20 protein-coding genes and 1 pseudogene are annotated in these 25,525 nt (G+C 54.1%); 12 read left to right on the top strand and 9 right to left on the bottom strand.

The window, feature by feature from the left end:
• Positions 1-225: 225 nt before the first annotated feature.
• Both ACR0KS_RS19870 and ACR0KS_RS19865 read right to left on the bottom strand, forming a co-directional pair.
• Positions 226-3,777, bottom strand: a complete 3,552-nt coding sequence (locus tag ACR0KS_RS19870) for a glycosyltransferase (RefSeq protein ID WP_170568122.1) — start codon at positions 3,775-3,777, stop codon at positions 226-228.
• A 96-nt stretch (positions 3,778-3,873) separates the two neighbouring features.
• Positions 3,874-5,025 carry a UDP-galactopyranose/dTDP-fucopyranose mutase family protein gene (locus ACR0KS_RS19865; protein ID WP_480693323.1) on the bottom strand — a complete coding sequence of 384 codons (1,152 nt, stop codon included), beginning with the start codon at positions 5,023-5,025 and terminating at the stop codon, positions 3,874-3,876.
• Positions 5,026-5,543: 518 nt separating this feature from the next.
• On the opposite strand from ACR0KS_RS19865, the gene ACR0KS_RS19860 reads away from it, so the two are divergent.
• Positions 5,544-6,398 carry a 6-hydroxymethylpterin diphosphokinase MptE-like protein gene (locus tag ACR0KS_RS19860; protein WP_170568123.1) on the top strand — a complete coding sequence of 285 codons (855 nt, stop codon included), beginning with the start codon at positions 5,544-5,546 and terminating at the stop codon, positions 6,396-6,398.
• Positions 6,399-6,401: 3 nt separating this feature from the next.
• Here ACR0KS_RS19860 and ACR0KS_RS19855 read toward each other — a convergent pair.
• The 3 genes and pseudogenes from ACR0KS_RS19855 to ACR0KS_RS19845 all read right to left on the bottom strand — a co-directional run.
• A pseudogene (locus ACR0KS_RS19855) lies at positions 6,402-6,780 on the bottom strand (integrase core domain-containing protein); the annotation flags it as partial.
• Between the two features lie 1,083 nt (positions 6,781-7,863).
• Positions 7,864-9,588, bottom strand: a complete 1,725-nt coding sequence (locus ACR0KS_RS19850) for a phosphoenolpyruvate hydrolase family protein (RefSeq protein WP_170568125.1) — start codon at positions 9,586-9,588, stop codon at positions 7,864-7,866.
• A complete protein-coding gene (locus ACR0KS_RS19845; protein WP_170568126.1) occupies positions 9,585-10,226 on the bottom strand; it encodes a phosphoenolpyruvate hydrolase family protein in 642 nt (213 codons plus the stop codon). Before ACR0KS_RS19845 ends, ACR0KS_RS19850 begins: the two co-directional genes overlap by 4 nt.
• 188 nt (positions 10,227-10,414) lie before the next feature.
• Between ACR0KS_RS19845 and ACR0KS_RS19840 the strand changes: the two genes are divergently transcribed.
• The 10 genes from ACR0KS_RS19840 (at position 10,415) to ACR0KS_RS19795 (ending at position 18,846) form a co-directional block, all read left to right on the top strand.
• Positions 10,415-11,281: a branched-chain amino acid ABC transporter permease gene (locus ACR0KS_RS19840; protein WP_170568127.1), complete on the top strand. Its 867-nt coding sequence runs from the start codon at positions 10,415-10,417 to the stop codon at positions 11,279-11,281.
• Positions 11,278-12,246, top strand: coding sequence for a branched-chain amino acid ABC transporter permease (locus ACR0KS_RS19835; protein ID WP_170568128.1), 969 nt, complete (start codon positions 11,278-11,280; stop codon positions 12,244-12,246). The genes ACR0KS_RS19840 and ACR0KS_RS19835 overlap by 4 nt, the downstream gene beginning before the upstream one ends.
• 27 nt (positions 12,247-12,273) lie before the next feature.
• The gene (locus ACR0KS_RS19830) at positions 12,274-13,512 is read left to right on the top strand and encodes an ABC transporter substrate-binding protein (protein WP_170568129.1); all 1,239 of its coding nucleotides are present in this window, start codon (positions 12,274-12,276) and stop codon (positions 13,510-13,512) included.
• Positions 13,503-14,276 (top strand): ABC transporter ATP-binding protein, encoded by a 774-nt coding sequence (locus ACR0KS_RS19825; RefSeq protein ID WP_170568130.1) that lies wholly within the window; start codon positions 13,503-13,505, stop codon positions 14,274-14,276. Before ACR0KS_RS19830 ends, ACR0KS_RS19825 begins: the two co-directional genes overlap by 10 nt.
• Positions 14,266-14,985 carry a branched-chain amino acid ABC transporter ATP-binding protein gene (locus tag ACR0KS_RS19820; protein WP_170568131.1) on the top strand — a complete coding sequence of 240 codons (720 nt, stop codon included), beginning with the start codon at positions 14,266-14,268 and terminating at the stop codon, positions 14,983-14,985. The genes ACR0KS_RS19825 and ACR0KS_RS19820 overlap by 11 nt, the downstream gene beginning before the upstream one ends.
• A gap of 14 nt (positions 14,986-14,999) precedes the next feature.
• Positions 15,000-16,208 carry a Tm-1-like ATP-binding domain-containing protein gene (locus tag ACR0KS_RS19815; RefSeq protein WP_170568132.1) on the top strand — a complete coding sequence of 403 codons (1,209 nt, stop codon included), beginning with the start codon at positions 15,000-15,002 and terminating at the stop codon, positions 16,206-16,208.
• A gap of 1 nt (position 16,209) precedes the next feature.
• Positions 16,210-17,073, top strand: a complete 864-nt coding sequence (locus ACR0KS_RS19810) for a phosphoenolpyruvate hydrolase family protein (RefSeq protein ID WP_170568133.1) — start codon at positions 16,210-16,212, stop codon at positions 17,071-17,073.
• Positions 17,070-17,513, top strand: coding sequence for an SRPBCC family protein (locus ACR0KS_RS19805; RefSeq protein ID WP_170568134.1), 444 nt, complete (start codon positions 17,070-17,072; stop codon positions 17,511-17,513). Before ACR0KS_RS19810 ends, ACR0KS_RS19805 begins: the two co-directional genes overlap by 4 nt.
• Before the next feature lie 122 nt (positions 17,514-17,635).
• Positions 17,636-17,977 carry a copper resistance CopC family protein gene (locus ACR0KS_RS19800; RefSeq protein ID WP_170568135.1) on the top strand — a complete coding sequence of 114 codons (342 nt, stop codon included), beginning with the start codon at positions 17,636-17,638 and terminating at the stop codon, positions 17,975-17,977.
• 2 nt (positions 17,978-17,979) lie between these two features.
• Positions 17,980-18,846 (top strand): CopD family protein, encoded by an 867-nt coding sequence (locus tag ACR0KS_RS19795; protein WP_170568136.1) that lies wholly within the window; start codon positions 17,980-17,982, stop codon positions 18,844-18,846.
• 163 nt (positions 18,847-19,009) lie between these two features.
• Here ACR0KS_RS19795 and ACR0KS_RS19790 read toward each other — a convergent pair whose 3' ends face one another.
• The gene (locus tag ACR0KS_RS19790) at positions 19,010-19,843 is read right to left on the bottom strand and encodes a methyltransferase domain-containing protein (protein ID WP_170568137.1); all 834 of its coding nucleotides are present in this window, start codon (positions 19,841-19,843) and stop codon (positions 19,010-19,012) included.
• Between the two features lie 359 nt (positions 19,844-20,202).
• On the opposite strand from ACR0KS_RS19790, the gene ACR0KS_RS19785 reads away from it, so the two are divergent.
• The gene (locus tag ACR0KS_RS19785; RefSeq protein ID WP_170568138.1) at positions 20,203-21,501 is read left to right on the top strand and encodes an adenylate/guanylate cyclase domain-containing protein; all 1,299 of its coding nucleotides are present in this window, start codon (positions 20,203-20,205) and stop codon (positions 21,499-21,501) included.
• A 107-nt stretch (positions 21,502-21,608) separates the two neighbouring features.
• On the opposite strand, the gene ACR0KS_RS19780 is transcribed toward ACR0KS_RS19785, so the two are convergent.
• The 3 genes from ACR0KS_RS19780 to gntH form a co-directional block, all read right to left on the bottom strand.
• Positions 21,609-22,853 (bottom strand): adenylate/guanylate cyclase domain-containing protein, encoded by a 1,245-nt coding sequence (locus ACR0KS_RS19780; protein WP_170568139.1) that lies wholly within the window; start codon positions 22,851-22,853, stop codon positions 21,609-21,611.
• 368 nt (positions 22,854-23,221) lie between these two features.
• Positions 23,222-23,839, bottom strand: coding sequence for a DUF3299 domain-containing protein (locus ACR0KS_RS19775; RefSeq protein WP_480693320.1), 618 nt, complete (start codon positions 23,837-23,839; stop codon positions 23,222-23,224).
• A gap of 40 nt (positions 23,840-23,879) precedes the next feature.
• Complete coding sequence (gntH, locus tag ACR0KS_RS19770) at positions 23,880-25,226, bottom strand: guanitoxin biosynthesis MBL fold metallo-hydrolase GntH (protein ID WP_170568141.1); 1,347 nt, start codon at positions 25,224-25,226, stop codon at positions 23,880-23,882.
• Positions 25,227-25,525: the final 299 nt, after the last annotated feature.

Raw genomic sequence — 25,525 nt, 5'->3', positions numbered from 1 at the left:
ACACCAGGTCAGTCGCGCCAAGCGCCTCAATAAGTTCGGCAGGCTTCACCATCTCGCCCATGTTCGACACAACATCGAGCGTGCGCGATTATTAGGCTTGCGACGGTTCGCGTCCGACAACTCTTAACACTTAGCTTGGCGATTTTGTCAAAACTTACGACCGAAACACCGCGTTGTCTGGTATCTAGACCTCCGTTTTGGACGGCATAGAAGCCTCTACGGTTCTTATTTGCGACGGCCCCGCAAAGCGCGAGAGACACGCTTCAACGAACGGGCCAGTCCTCTCGCATAGCGTTTCGAAGACCTAAAGATACGTTTATGCTTTTTTAACTTGTCTGCCTTTGGGCGCATCCAGCCAGTATTCCGTGAACCGCCATCTGGCGGAGTATTGCGCAACCTAGAAGCAGCCTTCGGAATCTCGCCGCGCAAAGCAGAGCGTGTAAATTCAATTTTTTCCGGCGACATGTAAGAGAACATCGACGCGAGGTCGTCACGTTCAAAGTATTCATCGTCTCCTGAAAGGAAAAGATCTGATATATCAGCTAGATAAGCCTCCTTCAAATCCTCCGGCAATCGGGTCCAGGCAAAGTGCAGAAGGTGTATTTTGTAAGGAACGTAGTATTTTTGGAACTCGTCGTAGCGCCCGAATTTGGTATAAATTTCATTCATCAGCCGGACGGCGTCCAGCATCCCGATCACACGAGGATTGACCGATTGAGTCATTGAGTTTTGGTTTATTCGAAACTTGTAAAACGGCTTGTTCAGCACAAATATCTTCTGGCTCGAAAGCAAGGTGCGCAAGTTCTGTGGGTTATCATCGAAATTGGCGCAATCGAGATCGAAATAGAGGTTCTTTTCGCGAAAGAAATCGGCCTTGAACACCTTTGCCCAAGGAAAGGGATATTGCGCGAACAGGCGTTTATGCTGCTCTTCCATCGCAAAGAGCCCCTGCTGTGGCAAATAGTTCTGAAATTCGCGATGCCTGGGCCGGCCCGTCTTGGAAACGTTGTAAAGCTCGTCAAAAAAGAAATACAGCACATCAGCCTGCGTTTCCTGCATCGCTGACAGCAGTTCTTCATACGCGGTGGGGACCAACAGGTCATCGCAATCAAAGAAGTGTAGGTACGCGCCTTTGGCATGCTTCACCCCAAGGTTGCGAGCCGAGCGCTGGTTGGGTTCTTCCTGATAAAGCGGTTTTACACGCGCGTCCCGGCGGGCAAAATAGTCCAGTATTTCCTGCGACCCGTCGGTGGAGCCATTGTTCACGCAGAGAATTTCAAAGTCGCCAAAACTCTGTGACAATATCGATCCGATACAATCGGCCAGATATTGCTCGCCGTTAAAGACCGGCATGATGATCGAAAGAGCGGGCGTTCCCTCGACCATTTGCGCAACCTTGTTATGCGCGTTCAGGGCAATCTGTTCGGCTTCCAGATGCGCTGGCCCGGATGCGTTTAGCAACGCCTCAATGTCTTCCGCGACTTGCGACTGCGGGCGGCCGAATTCTGCACCCGAAACGGAATAAACATAATACTTCAAAAGCCGCGCGACATGCTCTTCGAATGACGTCTTTTGCGCCGATGTTAAGCCGGTCTGAAGCGCGTTCAGAACATCGTCTCTGAGAGTATCCGTGCCGCTCAGTTCATAAACCGCGCCGGACCCGTTCAACTGGTTGCGCCCAAGCATCAGGACAGGAGTGTCCCGTAACAGTGCTTCGTAATTGCCTTGTGAAACCTTGACCAACGCAAGATCGGCAATCTGCAGGCAGTCATCAAGGTTAACGTCCTTCAGGACCGTCACATTGGGGTACTCATCTGTCAGGTCCAAGCCACGCGTGATCGAAATGGGATGGGGCTTGTAGATAAGGTGGATGTCCGGATCGCCCGCAAATGCCTCGGACAAGTTGCGGACCACATCATCATTATCTCTGAAAAAGGGAGAATGATATTTCCGGGCGTTTTTATTGTAGGGCACATGGCCGGAAAACGCACAATTGCTGCCGATAAAGGCGACAACCTTTTTCCCTGAACTTTTTAGTCTCCAAAGCTGGTTCGAAACGGCTGGCGAAACATCGACCTTGGCGTTGCGCGATGGCCGATCACGTCGAGTCTTCTCGAGATAGTTTTTGGCGGCCAACCTGTCGGCATCCGCCAAGGGCAAAGCGTGGAAGGCATCAACGTTCTGGGCGACCCAGCTTTCCCCCATGTGACCAAGGCAGTCAAAGGCCAGCGTTTCAGGAAGAACGCCAAGTTCCATGGTTAGAAACGGGATTCCGTGTTGCTCGCAAATCTTCCTGAGAATTCGCGAGCAAAGCAGATATGCGCCCCAGCCGACAACCACATCAGGTCTGTAAAAAGCCAATGCTTTGCTTAGATAAATATATGCCGCATTCGCCACTGCACGGGCATTTCTTTGTGAACATCCATATTCTTTGACCAAAGCGGTGACTGCGCCGGAAATTGCCTGTTCGGGGATGTCGCGTCGTCGATATCCAAACTGACTGCCAAAATGATTGTCGAAAACTGTACGTGTCACATGAGCAAGCAGGTCGGGCAAATCCTCCGCGATGAGCCCGTCATTGTCATTGGCGTGGATGTTTCCATCGATTACCGCCAAGTCAAAGGCGTTTTTGTCGAGAAACTCCTTCAATAAGCCGCGTAACGGGCGATGACTGCCAGTATCGAGCCAGGAAAAGAACAGCATACGCTTCTTTTCGCTGTCGTGCGTCAGCTTCATCCATTCCGCACGTGCAGCGGTTTTGGATTTTGCGTTGTGCTCGGTGTAAAACGGCGACGAGGCGTCAAACGGGTCGTAGTCAGTTAGACGGCGGATTTCGTCAAACTGTTCCGTTTGCTCTTCCATAAAGAAGTATGCGTCTTGGTTGACCAGATAGGACGGTGCGATTGACGGATAGGCCCGCCACGCACCGCCCGCGAAGTGCACAACATAGGGTTTTTCTTGTGTCTTCTTGTGAAAAAACTCTTGCGGGGTACGCTCGTCCAGCAGATTTTCCCCGCCATTGCACAGATGCAGTACGTCTCCTTCCTCAAACAAGCGGAACAGTTTCGGGTCCTGGGCCCGGATCAACCGCACCAGATCCTGATCGTGCCAGAGGCAGTCCCGGAAAAGCTCGATGTTGCAACTTGTGAAAAGCGCTTCGACCCGCCGGAAAACCGAACGCAGTGTCCGGGGGGAAGAGATTACAAATCCGATGTTTATTTCATGCTGGCCAAAATCTAATCCGTCGCTTGCATGAAGCCGGGAATAGTGGGCATTTTTCATCCACAGGTTAGTGCCTGGTAAATTTCTGTTTTCTTCCTGCCAATACCACAAGACATCAGGATCAGAATGCGTGGTTCTTTGAAACAGTTCGTTTACGTCTCGTTGAAAATATAGATCGTTATCACACAGCGCCACAGCGTCATAGTTTCCGCCGAACTTCTCCACCCAGTCATTGATTATCAGCTTGCTCATTCTCTTGTTGCGGTACAGAAGAAAGGCATCCTCTTCTTCAAGTTTCCCTCGTAGGAATTCAGGTTGCGAGCGCGCTATGTCACGACGGTATTTCCAATTCTTGAAACTGTTAAGCGGGTTGATTAGATACCGGATTCCACGGCTCTCAAGATATTCTTGACACCCTGCACTCAGATGAGTGGAAATAACCCACAAATCCCCTTTAAAGTTCCCTTTTTCGGGATCGAACAAAGAATCTATCATCAAATTGGCTTGCGCCACATGCATGGTATTTGCAGTAAAAACGATTGCGTTTCTAGTCATCTCGAAAAACCTCGGTATAAAATATTATTTAGATCGCAAGCACGCGCTGATCGAACCGCCGCTATAAAGTATCAAGTTTCCATAACGCTCTAAGTTCTAAACAGGTTGGACAAAAAACGCGGGCGCTTCTTCGCCATTTGACACTTTGGCCTCGAATTCACGGGCGGCATCTAAGGCCTCGCGGATTGTCACATCCATATCGAGATAGCGATAAGTGCCCAACCGGCCCACAAATGTTACGTTGCGCGTACCATTGGCTAGACCAACATACGCGCTCAGCAATTCTTTCTCTCTGACCTGCCGAATTGGATAATACGGAATGTCCCCGGCTTCTGCCGATCGCGAAAACTCACGGTAGCAGACAGAGCTTTTATGTTCTTCCCAGGGTGCGAAATGCTTGTGCTCGGTGATCCGAGTATAAGGAACGGTTTCCTCGCCGTAGTTCATCACTGCGCATCCCTGATAATCCCCGTCGTAGTCAAACCGTTCAAAATCGAGCGTCCGGTACCCCAGCCGCCCCAGTTCAAAATCAAAATACCCGTCGAGCGGGCCGGAATAGAACACGTGATCATAACCTTCCCCCAACGCGCGAGTGAAGCTTGTGTTCAGGTGAACCGTGATTTCGGGGTGATCCAATATCGCCCGGATCATCGCGCTATAGCCGTTTCTGGGCATGCCCTGGAATTTGTGAAAGAAGTAATTGTCGTCGTAATTGAAACGCACCGGCAGACGTTTCAGGATGGAAGCCGGCAGCTCTGAGGGGTGGATGCCCCACTGCTTGATCGTGTAACCTTTGAAAAAGGCTTCATAAAGATCCTTGCCCACAAATCGCAGCGCCTGCTCTTCAAAGGTCTTTGGATCATCAATGCTGTTATCCGCCTGTTCTTCCTGAATAAATTCCCTAGCCTCGTCCGGCCGCATTGACCTGCCAAAGAACTGGTTGATGGTATGCAAGTTGATTGGAAGCGAAAAAACGCCTTGCTTGCCACTTGGATCGCAAGAGGTTGTCTTGACCCGGTTTTTGAAGGGCAGGAATTCTTCAAACTGGTTTACGTAGCCCCACACTTCGTCATCATCTGTGTGGAAAATGTGTGGGCCGTACACATGGAGCATTATACCGGTGTCAGGATCGCGGGCAGTATGACAATTTCCGCCGATGTGATCACGGCTGTCGACTATGGTGATATCATGCCCGGCTTCGGCCAAATGGCGCCCGATTACGGCACCTGACAGTCCAGCTCCCACCATCAGATATTTTCTCATCATGGTCTGCCTAACCTTTTGGTCTGATGAGCATATGTCATACTGGAACGTCCTCCTTTGCGCAACCACACCTTTGCCAACTGCGCGTTGCTGCAAGGCTGTGAAGGCAACGCAGTCAAACAGCATGGACCAGAGGCGGAAAACTGCGCAAAATCCATCATAATCGACAAGCGCCGGTCTGCGCGGCGCAACCATTTGACCAGCTGAAAAGTCAGAAATGAGTTGACACCTAAGACGATCCATGACCCAAGGCCTGTCACTTGCCTGCGCCCCGACGGGGCTGCCACAAAAGCAGAGCCTTGTTCTGCTGAAACGACTTGGGTTATACCGCGAATGTATTTCCAGCCCGACTCACTGGGTCGTGCTGTCGCGTGGACTTCCCGGTCTTGGTTGCTTACGGTACCTCGATGGGCGAGCTATTTAAACTTGCTCACTTTGTCGCGCAGTCACTAGATCCACAGGCCGCGCAAAAAGTTATCCAGTTTGGAGGTCGCTAATTTACCATGATTCCACTTTGGAAAATAAAAAGGGAGTTGAAGCGTGCGTTTGTGCCCGGGTATCGCGCCAGAATTTACTCACATGTCAGCAAGCGGGATAAAGACTACCTAAAGAGAATAACCGGAAAATACGCGGGAAAAAGATGTTTTGTGATTGGCAATGGCCCAAGCCTTACTGCCTCGGATCTTGAAAAGATAAAGGATGAGATTTCTTTTGCTTCCAATAAAATTTTTTTGATCTACGATCAAACATCCTGGCGCCCCAGTTTCTATTGCGTTGAAGATAAATTGGTTTTCACCCAGTGTCTTGATGAAATACATAAACTGTCTGGATGCGAAAAACTATTTCCCGTTAATATGTTTTCTGACAATAAAAGATTCGACGGCGCGGTTTGTTTTCCTACGATCCCACCCAAATATTGGGATAGCCCGCTGAACGATCCCGAATTCCCTGAGTTCAATCCAGACCTGACCACTGGTATCGCCTGGGGGTCAACGATTGTTTACACCGAGATTCAATTGGCTATTGCTTTGGGCTTCACAGAAGTCTGCCTGCTGGGTTTGGACCACCAATACACCGACGGTAAAGCCTCTAAGGGCGAAAAGGGTGTTATGATCAGCGACGGAGAGCAGAACCATTTTCACCCGCTGTATCGTCCTCCGGGGGAAAAATGGCACTCGCCAAATTTGCATGTTCTGGAGGTTTCCTATGCAAAGGCCCGCTTGGAAGCAGAGAAATTAGGTGTACGCATTGTCAATTGCTCCAGACGCACGAGTCTAAATGTCTTTGAGCGGGAGGATCTGGAGAGTGTTCTAACCCGTAGCTCGGGTGGTTGGACCGATTTGACTGGTTCAGTTTGATTGTTAATGCATGACTGCTCTCTGGTCCATCGGGGCAATGGATTCAGGTGCCGGCGGACGGTAACCTAATGCGCTGTGTGGTCTCTTGGCGTTGCAGCGCTTTCTCCAACTTTCTATGATGACTTGCTCTTCTTTCAATGAGTAGAAGGCTTCCCGGTTTAAAAGTTTATCTCTGAACCGAGCGTTGAAACTCTCAACTTTGCCACTCTCCTAAGGACTGCCCCGGCTAGATGAAGGCTGTCTTGGCCCTTATAGCTCCGATCCAAGTTCGAACCGCTTTGGCGACGAACTCCGGTCCATTATCGCTTCGCATATATGCCTGCGGCCCTCTCGGGATGAAGAGATCGGTCAGAGCTTCGATCACCTCGGTCGAGTTCAACTTGGGCTTCAACACTCGTGCCATCTCTCGAACTGTCCTAGCCCCCTAAAGTAGAGCGTATCAAGAGATACGTTATTGATAGCAAACTGCTTGCAATGGCGAGCGATCTGTACAAGCAAGGCTTCGGGTACTTTCAGTATTCTATGGAATTGACTGATCATTTTCGCCCCTATTTCACAACGGCGTATAGCCCGCACAAACATTATGGGGCTGGCCAATTGGCCAACATTCTTGCCCTGGGTCGACAAGACAATGCAGAAGAACTTAGTTCCAAAATTAGACTGCTTCTGCGCGATGAAGTGTGTGGAGGAATATCTAGACACAGGGGACACTTGAATTCGCCAAACGAGCTCAAGTTGGACGATACTCAATCAAACCTTAGAAAATCGGTTTGTCGGATTGCATTGATAGCTCGGACCTTAACAATCGACAGCTTCAATATGTCGAAACCCTTTTACTAGCAACACTTTGCCAGAGTTATCGAACAGCTATTGAAGAGGCCAAACAAGAAGCGGTTTACAAAACGCAAACCGTTGAAAAGCTGAGCGCCAAGAATTCTGATTTCAGAAACCATACTGGTGTCAAACGCTCCACGCTGTCCACGTGGCTAGATCGCGCCGAATATAAAACACTCAACGCTCTGTCCAAGACCACCCTTTTTGGAGCCAGCTTCCAAAAACGAGTTACTCGTTCGGCATCCAAACGATATCGGAAAGAATACGACCAATAGCCGTTTCAAACGTGTTTCTCATCAACCAATTTTGCTGTCTCAATATGCTTTGCGCAAAAGGGTAGCTAAAATTTACCGGGGCGGACGCCATACACCCAGGGTTTCGCAAAACTAGTATACAAGGCGTCCGGCTTGTTTGTCGGTGTGGAATACGTATCAGAAAACTAGAACAGCGGTCGAAGTCATCGCAGTCACAAGGCCCTCTTGACAGATCAGTCGTTCGGCTTGGGTGAAAAATTCCATAACAGACAGGCCCGGCGAAAGAAGGCATGCGATCAACAGAACAACTTCGCCAGATTTGCCCCCGCAACGAAGGCCTGAAGGGTGAAATCCCGCAATCCAAAGCGGAATTGTGATCACGACTGAAGGCCGAACTTCTTGATTTTGTTATAAAGCGTTCGGGTTGTCATCCCCAGTTCCTTAGCGGTCTGCGCGCGCCGATATCCGTTGCGGGCAAGCGCCTCTGCGATCCAGTCGCGCTCAGAGACAGCGACCCGAGCCGAAATTTCATCCTCTTGCACCTTTGGAACGACCGCCGGTTTTCGGCGCAAGAAGTCGACAGTCTTGAGATCAATCGTAGCCCCATTAGACTTGCGAACGGCACGCTGAACGGCGTGGTGCAGCTCTCTCACATTGCCGGGCCAATCGTGTTCCAACATCAGCCGCAAGGCGGCGTTTGAGAATTTCGGAGCGTCGCCGCTTACCTTTTTCCCCAAATACATAGCCAACTCGGGGATATCATCCACCCTTTCGCGCAACGGCGGCAGTGTGATTTCGTGACCGGATATTCGGTAGTACAAGTCCTGACGAAACGCTTTCATCTCGACCTGGCCGAACAGGTCCTGAGTTGTGGTCGAAATGATCCGGGCATCGGCTCGTTTAAGCGTGTGATCACCGATCCGCTGCACCGTCTTTTCATCCGTGAACTTTAAGATTCGCCCCTGATGCTCGGGCTGCAATGCCGCGATTTCATCGAAGATTATTGAGCTGCCAGAGGCTTGCTCCAACGCGCCACGTTGGGCACCTGCCCCGCCATATGCGCCGGACGCCCTGCCCAGCAGATGCACGCCGCCTTCCTCGCCGCCCAAGGCTGGGCAGTCTACAACCACAGGCTGCCGCCGGGCCGACGGGCCTGCCTCGTGCAGCCTGAGCGCCGCACGGCTTTTGCCGGTTCCGGTTTCGCCAACCAGCAGAACGGGGATGTCTTCATAAGCCAGATCATCCAATTCTTCGCGGATCATCTGCATGGCGACGGAGGAGCCAACCAAGTCGTTCTCAATATTTGAAAGGCCAGATTGAATGCGCGACAGACTCGGAATAGCGGTAAAGCCTTTCGTGACCTCGCTGAGAGTTTGCTCGACAGGCAAGCGATCCAGCGTTGAGCCTGCAACAAACCCCTGCACACCACAAATGCGGGTAATCGCCAACGCTTCCTCTGGCGAGGTAATGGGGCCGCCATGACACAGTTTGTCAACCGACGCAGGCACACCCTCCAGCACACGTTCGATCTGTGCTGCGGCAGTTTCCAGCGTCAGGTGCGTGCTGACGCCAGTTCCACCGCTTGTGAAGCCCACGTTGACGCAGATGGCCGTTGCGCCTGCATCGACCATCCTTCGTGCCTGAGCATTTGTGAGAACATAAACGAAGGTGCCCAGACCGGCCCGAGTTGCCTCTTGAACCAATTCTATCTCGCGGTCGAACCCCAGCCCCTCGCGCTCCATCAAAGCGCCAAGCCGCCCGTCTATCAGCGTTGTTGAAGGAAAGTTGCATATGCCCGAAAAGCCAAGACGTTTGGTTCTTTGTACCAGGTCGCCAATGTCCAGATCGGGATCACTAACCGAAAACCCCGCATAAATCGGCGCAGAGCAACGCCCCAGCATTTCGCGTTCGGCAAATTCGATAACCCAGTCATTGGCGGACCGAACAGGCAGAAAGCTCGTCAAGGACGAGGCGCCTTGCACCCGAAAACGCCCTGCATTCAATGCCAGCAGGTAATCGGCCCCAGCTTTGTCTGCGGCCTTTGCCGTCAGACCCGATCCAACGACGGCAGCAAACAGGAAGTTTCGGTCACGAATGGTCATGATGCGCCCTCGCACCAAATCAGACCATCTACCTCAAGGCTGCTGAGTGGGACCATGCGTTCGTGCCATACCGATGTATAGGCCAGCACGCGGACGTGTTTCGCCTCATCCCGGATCGTTTCGATTAGCCGTTGCAGTGAGCCCAGAACCAACGAGCCGCTGTCCGGGCTTTCCACGTCCAATAATCCGGGGTGCAGAACGAGATGATCCAACCCAGCCTTCACAGCGGCGCGAGCCTGCGTCAACGAGATGAAAAATGCAAGCGTCTGAAACCCGGCGTCCTTGGCGCGGGCCAGAAACGCATACTCAAATTCCGGTGACGCCGGAATAGTGGACATGGACTGACGCAAGCTGCCGTCCAACAGGATAGAGGACGGCCAGTTCGCCACACCGCGATACCCCATCTCAAAGAGTTGCGAGAACATGGTCGCCTCGGACCCGAACGGATCGCTGGCCAATATCGCGGCCCAATCGCCTTGTCGCGGCTTTTCGCGCAGCACACGGTTGTGGTCGAGCCGGGGCATCACAAAGGCCAAGTCGGATTGGGAAACCGTCAACCCAGCCAGAGCCGGACAGTAAATACGGTCACTCAAGTCAGGGTTGGCCGAGAGCGAACCAGTCAGTGTCAGCTTTTTCATGATTATGTATAGGAAAATTTTTCCACAGTTGAGAAGTAATTTCTCATTTTTTCCTATTTCCCAAGCAAAGCACCAAACGAAACAAGATCAACACACTGATTATAAACAAAAATATTTCCAACCTCGATTCGCACTAGTGCTGTGTCGCCCCCGAAAACTCGGACATGATTTCCTCAACGGGAGGAATCATGACTTTATTTCTAATCGTCACCCTGAACGGGCTGACGCTTGCAGCACTCTACTTTTTGGCCGCCAGCGGGTTCAGCCTGATATTTGGCCTGATGCGGACGGTGAATATGGCCCATGGTGCGCTGCTGCTTTTGGGTGGTTATGTCGGCTATAGCATTGTCGAAACAACCGGTTCGTGGGGGCTGGGTGTTGTGGGTGGCGGCTTGGCCGCTGCCTTGGCCGGAGCGATAGTGCAGGCCGGGATTCTTGGCTGGATGCAGGGTGATGAGCTTCGCCAAACCCTCGCTTCGATTGCGATTTCGATTATCATGGCGGATCTCATGCTTTGGCACTGGGGCGGGCTGACCTATCAGGTGCAACTGCCCGAAGCTCTGGCCGGTGGGCAACGCTTGCCTGCCCTGGGCGTCGGATATGCCAATATACGCCTCGCGCTGATGGGGTTTGCGCTGGCTACGGGCGTCGCTCTTTGGTTCCTGATCCAGCGTACTCGGTTCGGAGCCGTGATCCGCGCTGGCGTAGACGATCAGGACATGTTGCGTGCACTTGGCTATCCGATCAACCGCATCTTTGTCTTGGTTTTTGCCTTGGGCGGCATGCTCGCCGGCATGGCAGGTGTGGTCGCGGCAAGTGCGTTGTCTATCGCGCCGGGAACAGACCTTCAGTTTCTGCTGTCTTCGCTGGTCGTCGTGATCGTTGGTGGCATGGGCTCGATCGGAGGGGCCGCATTGGGCGCCCTGCTGGTTGGCCTGGCCGAGCAATACGGGCTGGCCTACGCGCCCACCTACGGCGTCGTTTTCACATTTGCGATCATGGTTCTCGTCCTGGCGGTTCGTCCGCAAGGCTTGATGGGGAAAGCGGAACAATGAAACAGTCTCTTATCCTCATTCCCCTTCTGGCCCTGCCGTTTGCCTTGAACGATTTCTGGCTGACACAAGTCGCAACGCGGTCCCTGATCCTTGGAACAATGGCGCTGAGCCTCAGCTTTCTGGCCACCTACCTGGGCGTCGTGTCTTTCGCGCAGGCGACAATGGCCGGGATTGCGGGCTACACCATCGCCTATTTCGGGCCCAACACCGTCGGGATCGGAATACCGCTGTCTTTCTGGATCTCGATCCCGCTGGCGCTGATCCTTGCGACGGCATCCGGTGCGCTGGTTGGCCTGATCGCGCGCCGATCCCGTGGGATCTACGCCATTATGATCACATTGGCGATTGGCGTGGCCTTCTTCTATTTCACCCGTCAGAATTACACCCTTTTCAACGGCTGGACCGGGTTCTCTGGCGTTCGCGCACCTGAAATTGGCGGCATAAGCCTGCGAAGCCCTGTTCCACTCTACCTGCTTTCGCTTGGTGTGGCCGCGCTGGCGTTGGCTTTGGTCAGTGGCTTTGTCCGCTCGCCTCTGGGCCTGACCATTCAAGCGGTACGGGATGCGCCCGGGCGTGTTTTTGCGCTGGGAATTTCTGTCACCACACCAATCATAGCTGCCTTTGCCTTTTCGGGTCTGCTGGCAGGGACCGGTGGCATCCTGAACGTCTGGTATCAAGAGCGTATCTCGTCCTTCTCGGTCGGCCTTGGACCCATCATCGACATCCTGATCATTTCGGTAATCGGCGGTCTACGCCACCCCGGTGGAGCCTTCGTCGGAGCCGTGGTCTTTGTCCTTCTGGACACTTTCGCCGTCGATCTGATCGACCGCGAGCGGTTTAACACGCTGATCGGCGCTGTCCTGCTGCTGATCGTCATCGTCGCTCCGGGCGGATTGCAACAACTAGCCGGCGACTGGCTTGCCCGCCTGCGCACCCCGGAAACTAAAGAAAAATCAACTGTCTGAGCAAACTCATAGGGAGGAACCTAAGAAATGAACAAGCTCAAAATGGCTGCATCCGCACTTGCCTTGTGCGCAGTGGCGGTCCCGGCATCTGCCGAAGACGTCAAGGTCGGTGTGATCTCGATCCTGGAAGGCGCGTTTGCCGCGCTGGGTCAGGACGGAATTCGCGGCGCGGAACTGGCGGTGCTTGAAACTGGAGGAGAGGTTGACGGCAACAAGATCGAAGTCATCACTATGTCGTCCGACGCCAGCCCCGACAGTGCCGTGAACGCGGCGCGAAAGCTGATCGAACAGGACGGCGTCGATATCATCGTCGGCCCGCTGTCAGGCTCTGAAGGTCTGGCGCTGCGTGACCTTTCCAAATCCTATCCCGGCGTGACCTTCCTGAACGGTTCCTCGGCCGCGCAGGACACAACGCTGCGCGGCGGTTCCGAGAACTTCTACCGTTTTGGCGGTGATGGCGCGCAGTGGATGGTCGGTGTGGGCGACTACGCCTATAACGACATGGGCTACAAATCCGTAGCCGTAATCGCCGAGGACTATTCCTTCCCCTATACGCAGGTTCTGGGCTTCATGACCGAGTTCTGTGAGGCAGGCGGCACGGTGCCCGAGAAGTTCTGGACCCCGATCGGCAACAAGGACTATTCCTCGGTTGTTTACTCGATCCCGGATGATGTTGATGCGTTGTTCGTCGCGCTGGGTGGCGCGGATGCCGTGAACTTCCTGACCCAGTATAGCCAGGCTGGAGGCGAAAAGCCGATCATTGGTGGCTCGATCACCATCGACCAGTCGATCCTGGACAGCAAAGGCCCGTTCAAGAAACTTTTGGTGGGCGCACCTGCTGGCACTCCGACCGTTGGCGACTATGACGGCGACGAGTGGAAGGCCTTCACCGCCAGCTACACCGAAGCCTTCCCGGATGGCTTCTCGGCCCCCTCGATCTTTGCGCATCACTACTACATGAGCGCGAAGGCCGCGATGCTGGCGCTGGACGAGGTGGACGGCGATCTGTCGGACAACCAAGCGGCCTTCCGCGCTGCGCTGAATGACCTGACCTTCACCACGCCCACCGGTGGCACTATGCGCCTGGACAAGAACCGCAATGGCGTGATCGACAACTTTGTGACCGAAGTTTACGAACGTGATGACGGCTCGCTGGGTAATCGCGTCGTTAAGGTTGTGCGCGATGTGGATCAGCTGCTGGGGCAGGACGAAGACGTCTTCCTGGCGTCGGGTCCGGTTAGCCGGGACAACCCCTCGTGCCCGTAAGCCTTTCAGATAACACCGCCAATGCCCTGGAGGTCCGGGGCATTGGTAAACGCTTTGGCGGGTTTTGGGCGGTTCAGGATATCGACCTGACCGTCCGCCCCGGCGAGCGTCGCGCGATCCTTGGACCGAACGGAGCGGGCAAGACCAGCCTGTTCAACGTGCTGACCGGGGATACCAGCGCCACAACCGGCTCGATCACCTTGTTTGGCGATACCGTGACGCGCGAGCCGATCAACAAGAGAATTCAACGTGGGCTGCGCCGCACGTATCAGCACGCCCACCTGTTCAACGGCCTGACCGTGCGCGACACGCTTTTTCTTGCCGTTGCGGGTGTGCGCGGCGGCTGGCTGCAGGTTTTGCCCCTAAGGGCCAGCGATGATCGGCTGGCCGAGGCCGAACGACTGGCCGAGGTTGCAGGCGTCACCGACGTACTGGACCGCGAAACCTCGGAACTCAGCCACGGTCAGCGGCGGCAGCTTGAGATCGGGATCGCGCTGGCCGAGAACCCAAAAATTCTGTTGCTCGACGAGCCGGCGGCAGGGTTGTCACCTGCCGAACGCCCGAAACTCAGCGCGTTGCTTATGTCTTTGCCCAAGGACGTGACAGTCGTGTTGATCGAGCACGATATGGATATTGCCTTGCAGACCTCGGAAAGTGTCTCGGTCCTCTATAACGGGCGGATGCTGGCCGAAGGCTCGCCCGACGAGATCATGCGCAACGAAGACGTACACCGCGTATATATCGGAGGTGCTCATGGCCACTGATGATCTGCTTGAGATCCGCGGAGTGGACTTGCGCTATGGCTCGAGCCACGTTCTGCACGGGGTCGATCTGAGCCTCGACGCGCGCCCATTGGGTATTCTTGGCCGCAACGGGATGGGAAAAACCAGTCTCTGCAACGCGATCATGGGGCTGCATCCACATTCCGCCGGGGAAATTCGGTTTGATGGCGTGGATATGACCGGCCTGCCCCCTGAGAGACGTGCGCAAATGGGGATCGGCTATGTGCCGCAGGGGCGGCGAGTCTTCCGGTCTCTGACGGTAGAGGAACATCTGAAGATTGTCGAACGCAAGGGTGGAGCCTGGTCGATTGACCGCGTGTACGAGACGTTCCCGCGCCTCAAGGAACGCCGCCGCAATCTGGGCAACAGACTGTCCGGTGGCGAGCAGCAGATGCTGGCGATTGGGCGCGCCTTGTTGCTGAATCCACGCCTGATGGTGTTGGACGAACCCACCGAAGGACTGGCCCCGGCGATTGTCTCTGACGTGATTGACCTGATCGAATTGATTGCACGCGAAGGTATCGCGGTGCTGCTGGTCGAGCAAAACATGCACGCAGCGCTAGCGGCCGTACAGGATGTGGCCATCATGGTTGGTGGAGAAGTCGTCGAGCGGATGACAGCAGAAGCTCTGGAAAACGATCCGGTGATGCAAAAAAGCCATCTTGGGCTTGAACCCGGTCAGTCGGGCTAAGGGAGGGAGAAAGGATGCCAAAAAGAGCTTACGTGATCGGCACCGCCGACACCAAAGGGCCGGAATTGCGATATGTGCGCGATCTGATCGACGCGGCAGGGGTGGAAACCGTTCTCGTCAATGTCGGCACAAAGGGCGGCGAGACCGGCGTGGATGTAACGGCCGCCAGCGTCGCCGCCAGCCACCCCGACGGCCCGGCCGCAGTGTTCGTCAACGATCGCGGACAAGCCGTAACCGAGATGTCGCGCGCTCTGTCTGCCTTCGTGCTGGGCCGCGACGATCTGGGCGGCATCATTGGATTGGGCGGTTCGGGTGGTTCTGGGATAATTGCCCCTGCTATGCAGGCTTTGCCGATCGGGGTGCCCAAGGTGTTGGTATCGACCTTAGCCTCGGGTGATGTCTCGGCCTATGTTGGCGCGTCGGATGTGAACATGTTCCACCCGGTGACGGACGTGTCCGGTCTGAACCGGGTTTCACGTCGATTGCTGGGCAATGCGGCCCACGCACTTGCGGGCATGATGACAAACGATGTTCCCGAAAACTCCGACGACCGCCCCGCATTGGTCCTGTCGATGTTCGGCGTGACGACCCCTGCGGTACAAGCCATAACTGATGGGCTAGCCAGCGACTATGATTGCCTGGTGTTCCACGCCACCGGCAGCGGAGGCCGGTCGATGGAACAATTGGTCGATCAGGGCGATGTGGCCGGTGTGCTCGACATCACCACGACCGAGATTTGCGACCTGATCGTGGGTGGAATGCTCAGCGCTGGCGAAGAACGGCTGGACAGTATCGCGCGTACAAAACTGCCTTATGTGGGATCGTGCGGGGCGCTCGACATGGCGAATTTCTGGGCGCCGGAATCCGTTCCCGCCCAGTTCAAAGGGCGCAATTTCTATCACCACAATGCACAGGTCACCTTGATGCGGTCCACGTCCGAGGAATGCGCACAGATCGGCACATGGATCGGCAACAAGCTGAACGCCTGCGACGGTCCGGTCCGTTTTCTGTTGCCGCTTCGCGGTGTCTCGGCGCTGGATATCGAAGGCGGCGCCTTTCATGACCCGGCCGCGAATGACGCACTTTTTCAGGCGCTGCGCGACACGGTGATCCAGACTCCGGACCGACAACTTGTCGAACTGGACATGCACATCAACGATCCCGCCTTTGCCGAGGCTGCGATCAGCAATTTCAATGAAATCTACATCGGGAAGGATACCTGAAATGGCCGTCACGGGACGCACGGAAATCCTCAACCGCCTGAAGGCGAAAATTGCGGCTGACAAGGTCATCGTGGGCGGAGGCGCAGGCACCGGACTATCCGCGAAATGCGAAGAGGCGGGTGGCATTGACCTGATCGTCATCTACAACTCTGGCCGGTATCGCATGGCGGGCCGGGGATCATTGGCCGGTTACATGTCTTACGGCAACGCCAATGAAATCGTCGTCGACATGGGGCGCGAGGTTCTGCCTGTTGTAAAGAATGTGCCCGTTCTGGCTGGGGTAAACGCCACCGACCCGTTCTGTATCATGGACAAATTTCTGGACGACCTAAGCGCGATGGGTTTCGCCGGAGTTCAGAATTTTCCTACCGTCGGGATCATCGATGGACGCTTCCGCCGCGAGCTTGAGGCGACTGGCATGTCCTACGACATGGAGGTCGAAATGATCGCCAAAGCCCGCGAACGCGACTTGCTGACCACGCCTTACGTGTTCAGTGCCGATAACGCCGCAGAAATGGCCAAGGCGGGTGCGGACGTGATCGTGGCACATTTTGGCCTGACAACCGGCGGATCGATCGGAGCCGGTGACAGCGCACCGGATATCGCCGAGTGCGCGCGGCTCTACGACGAATGGGCCGCCGCCGCGCGCGCCTATCGCGACGACCTGATCTTTATCTGTCACGGCGGTCCACTGGCCGAGCCTGAGGACGCGCAGAAATTCCTTGATCTCTGCCCTGATTGCCATGGCTTCTATGGTGCGTCCTCGATGGAACGCCTACCCACCGAACGGGCGATAACGGCCCAGACTGCCGAATTTGGCAAACTGCGTCGCGGCGCGCGCGTAACAGAAGGAATGCCCCAATGATCCGAGCTTATTCCTCAACCATCATCGCTGTGCCGGTCGATCAGGTCTGGGAGCGCGTGCGTGATTTCAACAGTCTCCCCAACTGGCACCCGGCGGCCACCGACAGCCGGATCGAGGAAGGTCGGGCCAACGGCGAGATCGGCTGCGTTCGCAATTTCGCACTGACTGACGGATCGGGACGTATCCGGGAAACTCTGTTGTCGCTCTCACATACAGACCGCGAACTGACATATGACATGCTGCCGAATGGTCCACTGCCGTTCGTAGACTACGTCGCCAGAATGAAATTCTCGCCCATCACAGATCGCGGTGAAACCTTCGCCGAATGGTGGGCTGAATTCGAGGCTGGCGACGGGCAAACCGACCACTGGCACCGCTTTGTCGAGAACGATGTCTTTCTGGGAGGGTTCCGCGCCCTCGAAAACAGCTTTCAGGCTTAAAGCCGCACCGCTTCAAACAAACATGTCATCCGTGGCATGTTTGACGTGAGGTGACGTCGCAATTGCGATCGCGTACATTCGTGGTATCCAGCATGCCAACAGAGTAGACCGAGGGCAGCACCATGAAGAAGATCGCAATACTTGCACTCATTGCTGTGCTTCCCAGCGGCGTACTGGCACATTCCAAGATCGAAGAAACAACCCCAGCCGATGGGACTACAGTGCCCACTGTGCCTGCTGAGATCGCCCTCAACTTCTCCAAGGACATCCGGCTGACACGGATAGAAATGGCCCATGATGAGGCCTCGGCCATACGCTTGCATCTGGCTGGCCAGACAAGTTTTGGTCAGGCGTTCACGATCCCATTGCCGGCCAGCGGAACGGGTACATATGTCATCGAATGGCGTGGCTTAGGTGAAGACGGCCACGCGATGCAGGGCGAGTTCTCCTTTACCGTGGAATGAGCATGCCAGACATCTGGGGAATTGCTGCAATCCTTGCAAAGCTAATGCTCTACATCGGATTTGCGGGGTCTACCGGGATTGTCATCGTAAATAGCCTCTATTCGGGTTTGATCACTCCAATAAGCCTTGCGATGAAACGCCAAGCCATGGTGTTGGCATGGCTTTCTCTCGTGGCAACGATAGTTGGTTTCCTGCTTCGTGGCGCTGCCCTGACAGGCGGCTTGGATGGGATGTTCGACCCGGCGATGCTTGGTCTACTTTGGCAGACGTCCGTAGGCGACGTACTAGTTTACCGAGTTGTCGGCGCAGCATTGATCCTTATAGGATTGTCCATTCCTCGCTTTGGTCACTGGGTCGCACTGGTGGGTGGTGCGTTGGCTCTGTGGTCCTTTGCGCAGATCGGGCACATGCCCGAACTAGAGAGTGTTGGTGTCCAACTCTTGCTCGTGATGCACCTGCTATGTGTGGCCTTCTGGCTGGGTATTTTTAGCCCGTTGCGGAGGTTGGCTCTGATGCCTGAGCACGTGACCATTGCTGCTGAACTGGGGCATAGGTTTGGGCAAGCTGCTGCAATGGTCGTACCAGCTTTGATCGTTACAGGTCTCTGGATGGCTTGGTTGCTTGTCGGCAATCTCGAAGGGCTCTTGTTCACCGGCTACGGGCGGGCACTGTTGTTCAAAGTGTTCCTTGTAGGGCTGCTGTTGATCCTCGCCGCTGCCAATAAATTCCGGTTTGTTCCGGCCATGCAAGCCGGAGACGCAAAAGCAGCGCAACATCTCGCCCGATCCATCGAAATTGAAGCGCTAGTCGTTTTCGTGGTTCTGGCGACAACGGCGACACTCACGACCGTACTAACGCTTCCGCATTGAAGTAGGCCGAGATGAACAAAAAACCTTTGTGCACGGGCTATATGCAGCATTAGTACGAACGTCACTGCAGATCATGAATTGCGGAACTGAGACCTGACGACCTGACGGGGCCACTACACAGAACACTGCGTCTCATGCCACGGGGTCAGTCTGAAAGGACTGTCTAGGCGACGGTTGCCACTGTCACAACAGCGGGAATTGGCACGTCCCATTCAGGTCCGGCGCCGTGTTTCTCGAGCACCTTTGACACTACCGCTGCTCGGATGGCCGCTGCACACTCCGGGGGTTGCGGGCGCAAAAGGGCACCACCGCGGGCTGTCCCCTCAAGAAAGAAATCATAGGGCGCGCCGGGATCACCAACGCGCCACTTGGATGCAACAATGGATTGATGGCAATCGGTAAATCCGACCCTCTCCAACACTGGAAAGGCGATTGCCGGATCCGCATAGTCATTGGCTCCGGGGCCAGGTGGCAAGGATATTTCTGGAGACCCATATTGGCCAATGGCGCCAAAGACATACCCAAGAGCCGTGTCAACGTCCGGCCCGCACCAGACTGAAAACGCCACCCGCCCACCGGGCCGGAGAACGCGGCGGGCCTCGGCCAAAACTCGCGGCGGGTCCGGAACATGCGGCATCCCGAACCCGATCGTCACGGCGTCAAATGTCTGATCCTCAAAGTCGAGAGACATGGCATCGCCCTCGACGAACTGGGCATCAGGCACGGCAGATCGGGCCATATCGAGCATAGCCGGCGAGAAATCCAACCCCGTCACACGCGCACCTGCCTTGTACAAACCCGCCGCAACATTGCCCTGACCACAACATAGGTCGAGGGCAGCGACGCCCGGTCCAGCCCGAACCGCCGCAACCAAGGTCGGGACAACCATGTCTGCGGCCTTGGCAAACACTGTCGCATAGGACTGTGCTACTTCAGGTTTCGCCCACTCGCGCCTTTCGAGTGCAGCGAAAGTATCCGGCTTCTGGATGTCTGACATCCCTTCCCCTTTCCCTCTGCGCCCCCTCAATGGACAGTTGGATAAGGATCAATGTCAACGAACAAGCCAAGCAGACATTCGGCAAACCCCGCTTAACTACTAGGAAGCAGGTGTATCCAAAGCTGAGGAGGATTAATCCTCAGTGTCAAAAAATGACAAGCAATTGGCTCGACGTCGCAATGGTTTAGACTTATTCAGAATACATACAGAAATAATCTTGCTGTTCAGTCTTGGGGTGGTCCGGGCAGTAAGGGGGAGGTTCAGCAGGATCAGAGTGAATGCCTGCTGCTATTTCCCAAATTCATGTGTGGTAGCTTCCCCCGACTTGACTTGTGCCCAAAGAGTAAGGGATCTCGGTAATGAATGCTGAACAGTTCTTTAACCAAAAAACAATTTTGGATCTAAGTTTCTTCAACTTCAGAAACGCAATAACAGCAGCATACTTCGCCAATCGAGAGCTCGAAATACAAAGGGTCAATGACAACTTTCGGAATTTCTTTCCCATTCTGGGCAACGTCACGAATGCTTCGATGCCGGACGTATTGGAACAACTTGGGATACCCGGAACTCAAATTGATAAGTACATTGAGGATCTGAACGAAAAAGGATCAGTCCTGCTGCCAAAAGTCGAAATTGCAGTGAACGGCGAAAATCGTTTCTTTTCACTGCTCTCGGCGCATACATCCGATAGCGACTTTTCCTATCTAAACGGTGTACAGGGCCAGTTCGTCGACCGCACGGACGAGTGGAATTTGCGGCGCGAGCGTGAAGAACTTTTGAGCCAAAAAATCAAAGACCGAGAGCTTATAGAAGAAAAAAGCAGACAGCTTGAAAATCTGGCCAACAGGTTGGCAAAGTATCTCTCTCCGCAAATTTACAACAGCATATTCTCGGAAACTGAAGATACGTCTCTGACGCACAAAAGAAAAAACCTCACAATATTCTTCTCGGATATCGTTCACTTTACTGATTTAAGCGACACCCTTGAACCTGAGCGACTGGCAATCGTCATCAACTCGTACCTTTCGGAGATGACAAATGTTGCGCTTGAGTATGGGGGGACCATAGACAAATTTATCGGCGACGCGGTGTTGGTGTTTTTCGGTGACCCCGAAACACAGGGGGATGTGGAAGACGCCCTACGATGCGTGGAAATGGCATTGAAGATGCAAGAGCGCATTTCCTCCCTACAGGGATATTGGAAGAAAAACGGAGTCCCGAGCGATCTGCAAGTCCGCATGGGGATAGCGACCGGATACTGTACTGTCGGAAACTTCGGATCCGAGCAGCGGTTGGATTACACAGTGCTGGGCAGCCCGGTAAACCTTGCGGCACGTTTACAGGAAATGGCAGAACCCGACACCATACTTGTTGATCAGAATACGCTTTCGCTGATTGAGGACCATGTAGACAGCAAGTTGAAAGGCGAAATTACACCAAAAGGTTTCGCCAGATCGGTCAGATATTTTGAGGTTGGCGGCCTGACCGAAGAAGCGCGTTTCAGTGAAACCCGGAAATTGTCTCACATCGGCGAACACGTCGAAGTCAATGTTCTGGACAGCTCTGACATCCGCGCAGCGATCGAAGAACTGGCCGAAATTCAAAAACGCTTTGAACAACAACTTAATCGCCCTTCGAGCGAGGGAAGTGATCGCTGAACCGATTCTGCTGCGGTGGTGGAAATTCGGTCGCTCTATACCAGCAGCACGACCCGAGACGGCTCGTCATGGGCAGATTGCCAGTTGAAACGATTGAACAAGCGACTTCAACCGGCCCGTGGTGCAAACTCGGGGAGAGTGTAAACCTGCGTTGATTGCGACATGCCTGCCAATTGATGCCGTCCCAAAGGCTCAAGCCGCGTCGTAACGTCGGCTGCAAATTCCGAGGACATTACCAAAGGTGTTTTCAGAGGCTTGCACAAACCTTCAAGCCGGTTGACCTGGTTAACCGCCGGGCCAATCGTGGTGAAATCCAGCCGGCGTTCCGTACCAACGTTTCCATACATTACGGAACCTCTATGCAAGGCAATTCCAAACTCGATTTTGCCTCCGTGCTTTTGCCAGACGATGTTCTTTTCCTTCGCGCGGGCGAGGCACTCCAACACAGAAGACAATGCGGCGCGGCACATGTCGACCGCTGGCCTCGACTTTTTGTCAACCGGGAAGATCGCCATAACCGCATCGCCGATAAACTTGAGGATTTCACCGCCGTGGTCTTCGACGGCCCCTGCCGTGCAGTCAAAATAGTCGTTAATCAACGCAAGGTATTGGTCCATTGGCATGTCTTCGGCCAATCGGCTGGAGTTTCTAAGATCACAGTAAAACAAAATGCAATCGATCGCCCCTCCGTCGCCGCGCTCGATGACGCCATCCAGCACACGGTTTCCTGAATAGCTTCCGAGGTAGGCGTCCATCAAACCCTGCGCAAGAATTCGCGATTGCGCGTTCTTTATGACCAAGGCCAAGGCAGGCATAAGCGCCCGAATGTAGTTGATTTCGGAATCACTGAATCCGCCAATACGACGTGTGGTAATCGACATCATGACGCCCTCCATTCCCGGTGGAAAATCCGACCAACGACTGGTGTCATCGCGATGATAGCTCTCAAATTGAACGAGGTAGTCAGTCACGCCGTCTGATCTAAGCTCTTCAAGGATCGGAAAGCTGGGCTTGGTCAGCCCGTCTTCCAGTTTGTAGCGTCGGAATGACTCGCCGCTATGCGCCAGATCAAAAAAAGGAGAATTGCGGAACCCAGGCGTCGCAAGCTGATCTCTTGGCGTCAGTTCCGCCTTTGCTTGGTCGTCACGAACCGTCCAAATTACATTCAGCGCACCGAAATTTGGATGCAGGACCATGCCTCCGATGTTGATCCTGACGACGGGTATACCCGCAGAAACCAAAAGATTGCCAAAACCTTGAACGACGTCCTCGGCCTTGGTATCGCGAAGGCCACTTTTCATCAGCCAAGTGGCAACACTATCCAAAAGTGGTGACCTGCTGAATTCAATCATACCGAGACACTTTCGTTTTCAAAAAGCGATCTGAAGCAACTCGGGCCTGGAACCTAGGCAGATTGTTTTCAATAGGCACAGGAAACCTTGCGCCGAGCGTTACACCTCCTTTTAGCACAACACTGTTATTCGGTCCTAGCTAGGCTGGCACGGTTGGGCTTGCCAAGAGTCGTTCTCTCTCGATCCAACTCAGCATTTCATGACAATTCGGTCGTCGATTGAATTGGGACACATGTTGCAACCAAGTATAAATATCACCCTCTTCGTGTAACAAAACGGGGAAGATCGGGCGGGGCTTGGGTGATGATGAGGCGCGCGAGTTGAACTGACTGAATGTCTGCCTTGCGGACAAAACAGCCCACTGTTTCTCACAACGGGTCAACAGACACTGCTTCCATCTGATACCCAATATCGAGGGACGAAACGCCATCGGAAAATCCTACAGATCGTATTCCGTCACCTCTGGTCAGTCGCCCGGAGATCACGACAGCTTCAAACAATCCATCTATCGAAAAACCTTCCGGGTAGTTGACCACTATCATTTGGTTTCTGGGTGGAGGCGGCGTATGCACGCAAGCGCCCGCAAATGGCACCAAAACAAACTCGGTGATCCTTCTGCCATCGAAGTCCAGCGGCAACACGAACCCCGGAATTTCTATCGATTGGTTCAAAAGGCCTTCATTGAGTTCGGTGCGGCTAGCTTTCAATTTTTCACCAAACGCCGCTAAATCGGCGACTTTGGCCGGACCGTCTATTCCGACACTTTCCAAAGCTGAGATCGCAAGATTTTCTCCTTGCAGCGCCCTGGGAGAGAGTGCTTTGCCTGCCGTCCGTGCGGTCTGGGTATGCACAAGAACGCCGACCAATCTGGCTTCGTCCGCAGTCAACCCGTAGTACGGGTTGTCCTTGGACGACAATTCGGCGCCGAGGTCGCTCCAATCTACAGGTCGGGCGGACTCTGCGTAGCCAGCCGAGGACAGGAACATGAAAACCAGCAGTATTGCTGCAATACGCATGTGCCGAGCGTCAGTTGGCAAATGGATTGGGTATCGTGATGTCTTCGGTCATCGGCCACTCACGGACTAGCTCAGGTTTTTTTCCGGGTGGATACCAGAGTTCCGGATCGATCTCGTTGGCTTCGATCGTCTCATTAATCACATCATAGACTTGATGTTTTGGAGCAGGGAACGTGATCTCGTCATCTGTATATAGAGGCCGCGGAACCTGATTGGATTCACCTGTGACCCCCTCGCGCCACCATACTTTTCCGTCACCGTGCAAGTTGAAAACGACGAGGTCCGGCGCACCGAAAGCAAACGCACCTTTGTAGTGGTAGCGCACTTCAGCGACCGTTTCATTGTTAAAGACATCGTCATAGCTATAGTGCGAGGCGACGCAGACCTTAGGCTGTGTTTGCTCGCAAATATAACTCAGGCCATAAGCCGGCGTGTGCGATGTGTCGATTGTGTATGCTGCCATTGCAGCCGGCATTCCAAGTGCGCGTGAGGTCACAGAAACAGTGGCTGTTTGCACTTCGCTGATCAGCATATCCACACCCTCGCAATACTTTATGGTCAGGCTGTTCGGGCGATTGTCACCGGTGTAGCAAAGGCTTTTGCCATTCCAATCCAATCTGTAGCTCGTCGCGCCATCTTTGGTGTGTGAAGTTGGCCAATGGGTAATTTTGACGCCGTTGGCTTCGTAGACTGTTCCACCCTCATCCATGTAGTCGAATTCCACTACGTTGGGGCTATAGCCTTCGCCGACTGGCCATGCATTAAAGCTATCCTGGTGCCAGGCTGTCATAGCCATCATGCTATCGACGAAATGCTGCGTTCCATATTGAGGTTCAGATCCGCTCGGGCCGTATATATTCAATGGAGTGTAGCCGCCTTGAATAGGCCGGAACATCGTGAAGTATGGCAGGTCGCTCACATGATCCATATGGAGATGGGAAATGAAGACGTGATTGATCGTATTGAAGGGCACGGAGAAGCTGTTGTAGTTCCGCAGTGAACCAATCCCCATGTCAAAAACGAAACGATCACCATTTCCGAGTTCAACATATATGCTCATCCCGGATTGATCCTGTGATGGGTAATATGTCGAACCCATAAAGCTCACGCGGACTTCGTTGTCCTGCAGTTCCTCAGTTCCCGGATAGTAGAGCATGGCGGCATTGAAGTGGGATGCCGCTTCAACGTGCGGCACCATCGTTTCGCCTTCAATCCATCGTCCTTCAGGGTTTCCCGCTTGACCGAAGAACTCGATTGCTTTCTGCATCTCGGGAGTTAGCTGATCCTGCGCAAGCGCATCGATTGGTTGAGAAAAAATCAAAAACCCTGCGGCGCAAACTCCCTTGAAACAGTTCATGATGAGTGTCCCTCCAATCCCTTGCGAATTTTTGCGAGGTTAGGGGCCTTGGAGATTATCCGGGGCTTGATCGAACGTGTAACGATCAAACATGAACGAGATGGCGTGCAGATCAAACTGGAGGGTGCCTTGGCAGCAATGATTGGGTTGCCCCAGAATGAACAAAGCCGCCCTGAGGCGGCTTGTTCGAGACTCTGTTCGACCCAAGTGGTTTCGGGGAGAGGATTTGAACCTCTGACCTTCAGGTTATGAGCCTGACGCGGTGAAGACGTTAAGCGATTGATCCGGTGGATCAATTG

The sequence above is a fragment of the Ruegeria sp. BC7 genome (assembly GCF_056539165.1).
This window is presented reverse-complemented; position numbering and strand designations above follow the sequence as displayed.

Coding starts and splice junctions, on each gene's coding strand:
- ACR0KS_RS19870 (WP_170568122.1), bottom strand. CDS start 3,777: ATGACTAGAAACGCAATCGTTTTTACTGCAAATACCATGCATGTGGCG.
- ACR0KS_RS19865 (WP_480693323.1), bottom strand. CDS start 5,025: ATGGTGGGAGCTGGACTGTCAGGTGCCGTAATCGGGCGCCATTTGGCC.
- ACR0KS_RS19860 (WP_170568123.1), top strand. CDS start 5,544: ATGATTCCACTTTGGAAAATAAAAAGGGAGTTGAAGCGTGCGTTTGTG.
- ACR0KS_RS19850 (WP_170568125.1), bottom strand. CDS start 9,588: ATGACCATTCGTGACCGAAACTTCCTGTTTGCTGCCGTCGTTGGATCG.
- ACR0KS_RS19845 (WP_170568126.1), bottom strand. CDS start 10,226: ATGAAAAAGCTGACACTGACTGGTTCGCTCTCGGCCAACCCTGACTTG.
- ACR0KS_RS19840 (WP_170568127.1), top strand. CDS start 10,415: ATGACTTTATTTCTAATCGTCACCCTGAACGGGCTGACGCTTGCAGCA.
- ACR0KS_RS19835 (WP_170568128.1), top strand. CDS start 11,278: ATGAAACAGTCTCTTATCCTCATTCCCCTTCTGGCCCTGCCGTTTGCC.
- ACR0KS_RS19830 (WP_170568129.1), top strand. CDS start 12,274: ATGAACAAGCTCAAAATGGCTGCATCCGCACTTGCCTTGTGCGCAGTG.
- ACR0KS_RS19820 (WP_170568131.1), top strand. CDS start 14,266: ATGGCCACTGATGATCTGCTTGAGATCCGCGGAGTGGACTTGCGCTAT.
- ACR0KS_RS19815 (WP_170568132.1), top strand. CDS start 15,000: ATGCCAAAAAGAGCTTACGTGATCGGCACCGCCGACACCAAAGGGCCG.
- ACR0KS_RS19810 (WP_170568133.1), top strand. CDS start 16,210: ATGGCCGTCACGGGACGCACGGAAATCCTCAACCGCCTGAAGGCGAAA.
- ACR0KS_RS19805 (WP_170568134.1), top strand. CDS start 17,070: ATGATCCGAGCTTATTCCTCAACCATCATCGCTGTGCCGGTCGATCAG.
- ACR0KS_RS19800 (WP_170568135.1), top strand. CDS start 17,636: ATGAAGAAGATCGCAATACTTGCACTCATTGCTGTGCTTCCCAGCGGC.
- ACR0KS_RS19795 (WP_170568136.1), top strand. CDS start 17,980: ATGCCAGACATCTGGGGAATTGCTGCAATCCTTGCAAAGCTAATGCTC.
- ACR0KS_RS19790 (WP_170568137.1), bottom strand. CDS start 19,843: ATGTCAGACATCCAGAAGCCGGATACTTTCGCTGCACTCGAAAGGCGC.
- ACR0KS_RS19785 (WP_170568138.1), top strand. CDS start 20,203: ATGAATGCTGAACAGTTCTTTAACCAAAAAACAATTTTGGATCTAAGT.
- ACR0KS_RS19780 (WP_170568139.1), bottom strand. CDS start 22,853: ATGATTGAATTCAGCAGGTCACCACTTTTGGATAGTGTTGCCACTTGG.
- ACR0KS_RS19775 (WP_480693320.1), bottom strand. CDS start 23,839: ATGTTCCTGTCCTCGGCTGGCTACGCAGAGTCCGCCCGACCTGTAGAT.
- gntH (WP_170568141.1), bottom strand. CDS start 25,226: ATGAACTGTTTCAAGGGAGTTTGCGCCGCAGGGTTTTTGATTTTTTCT.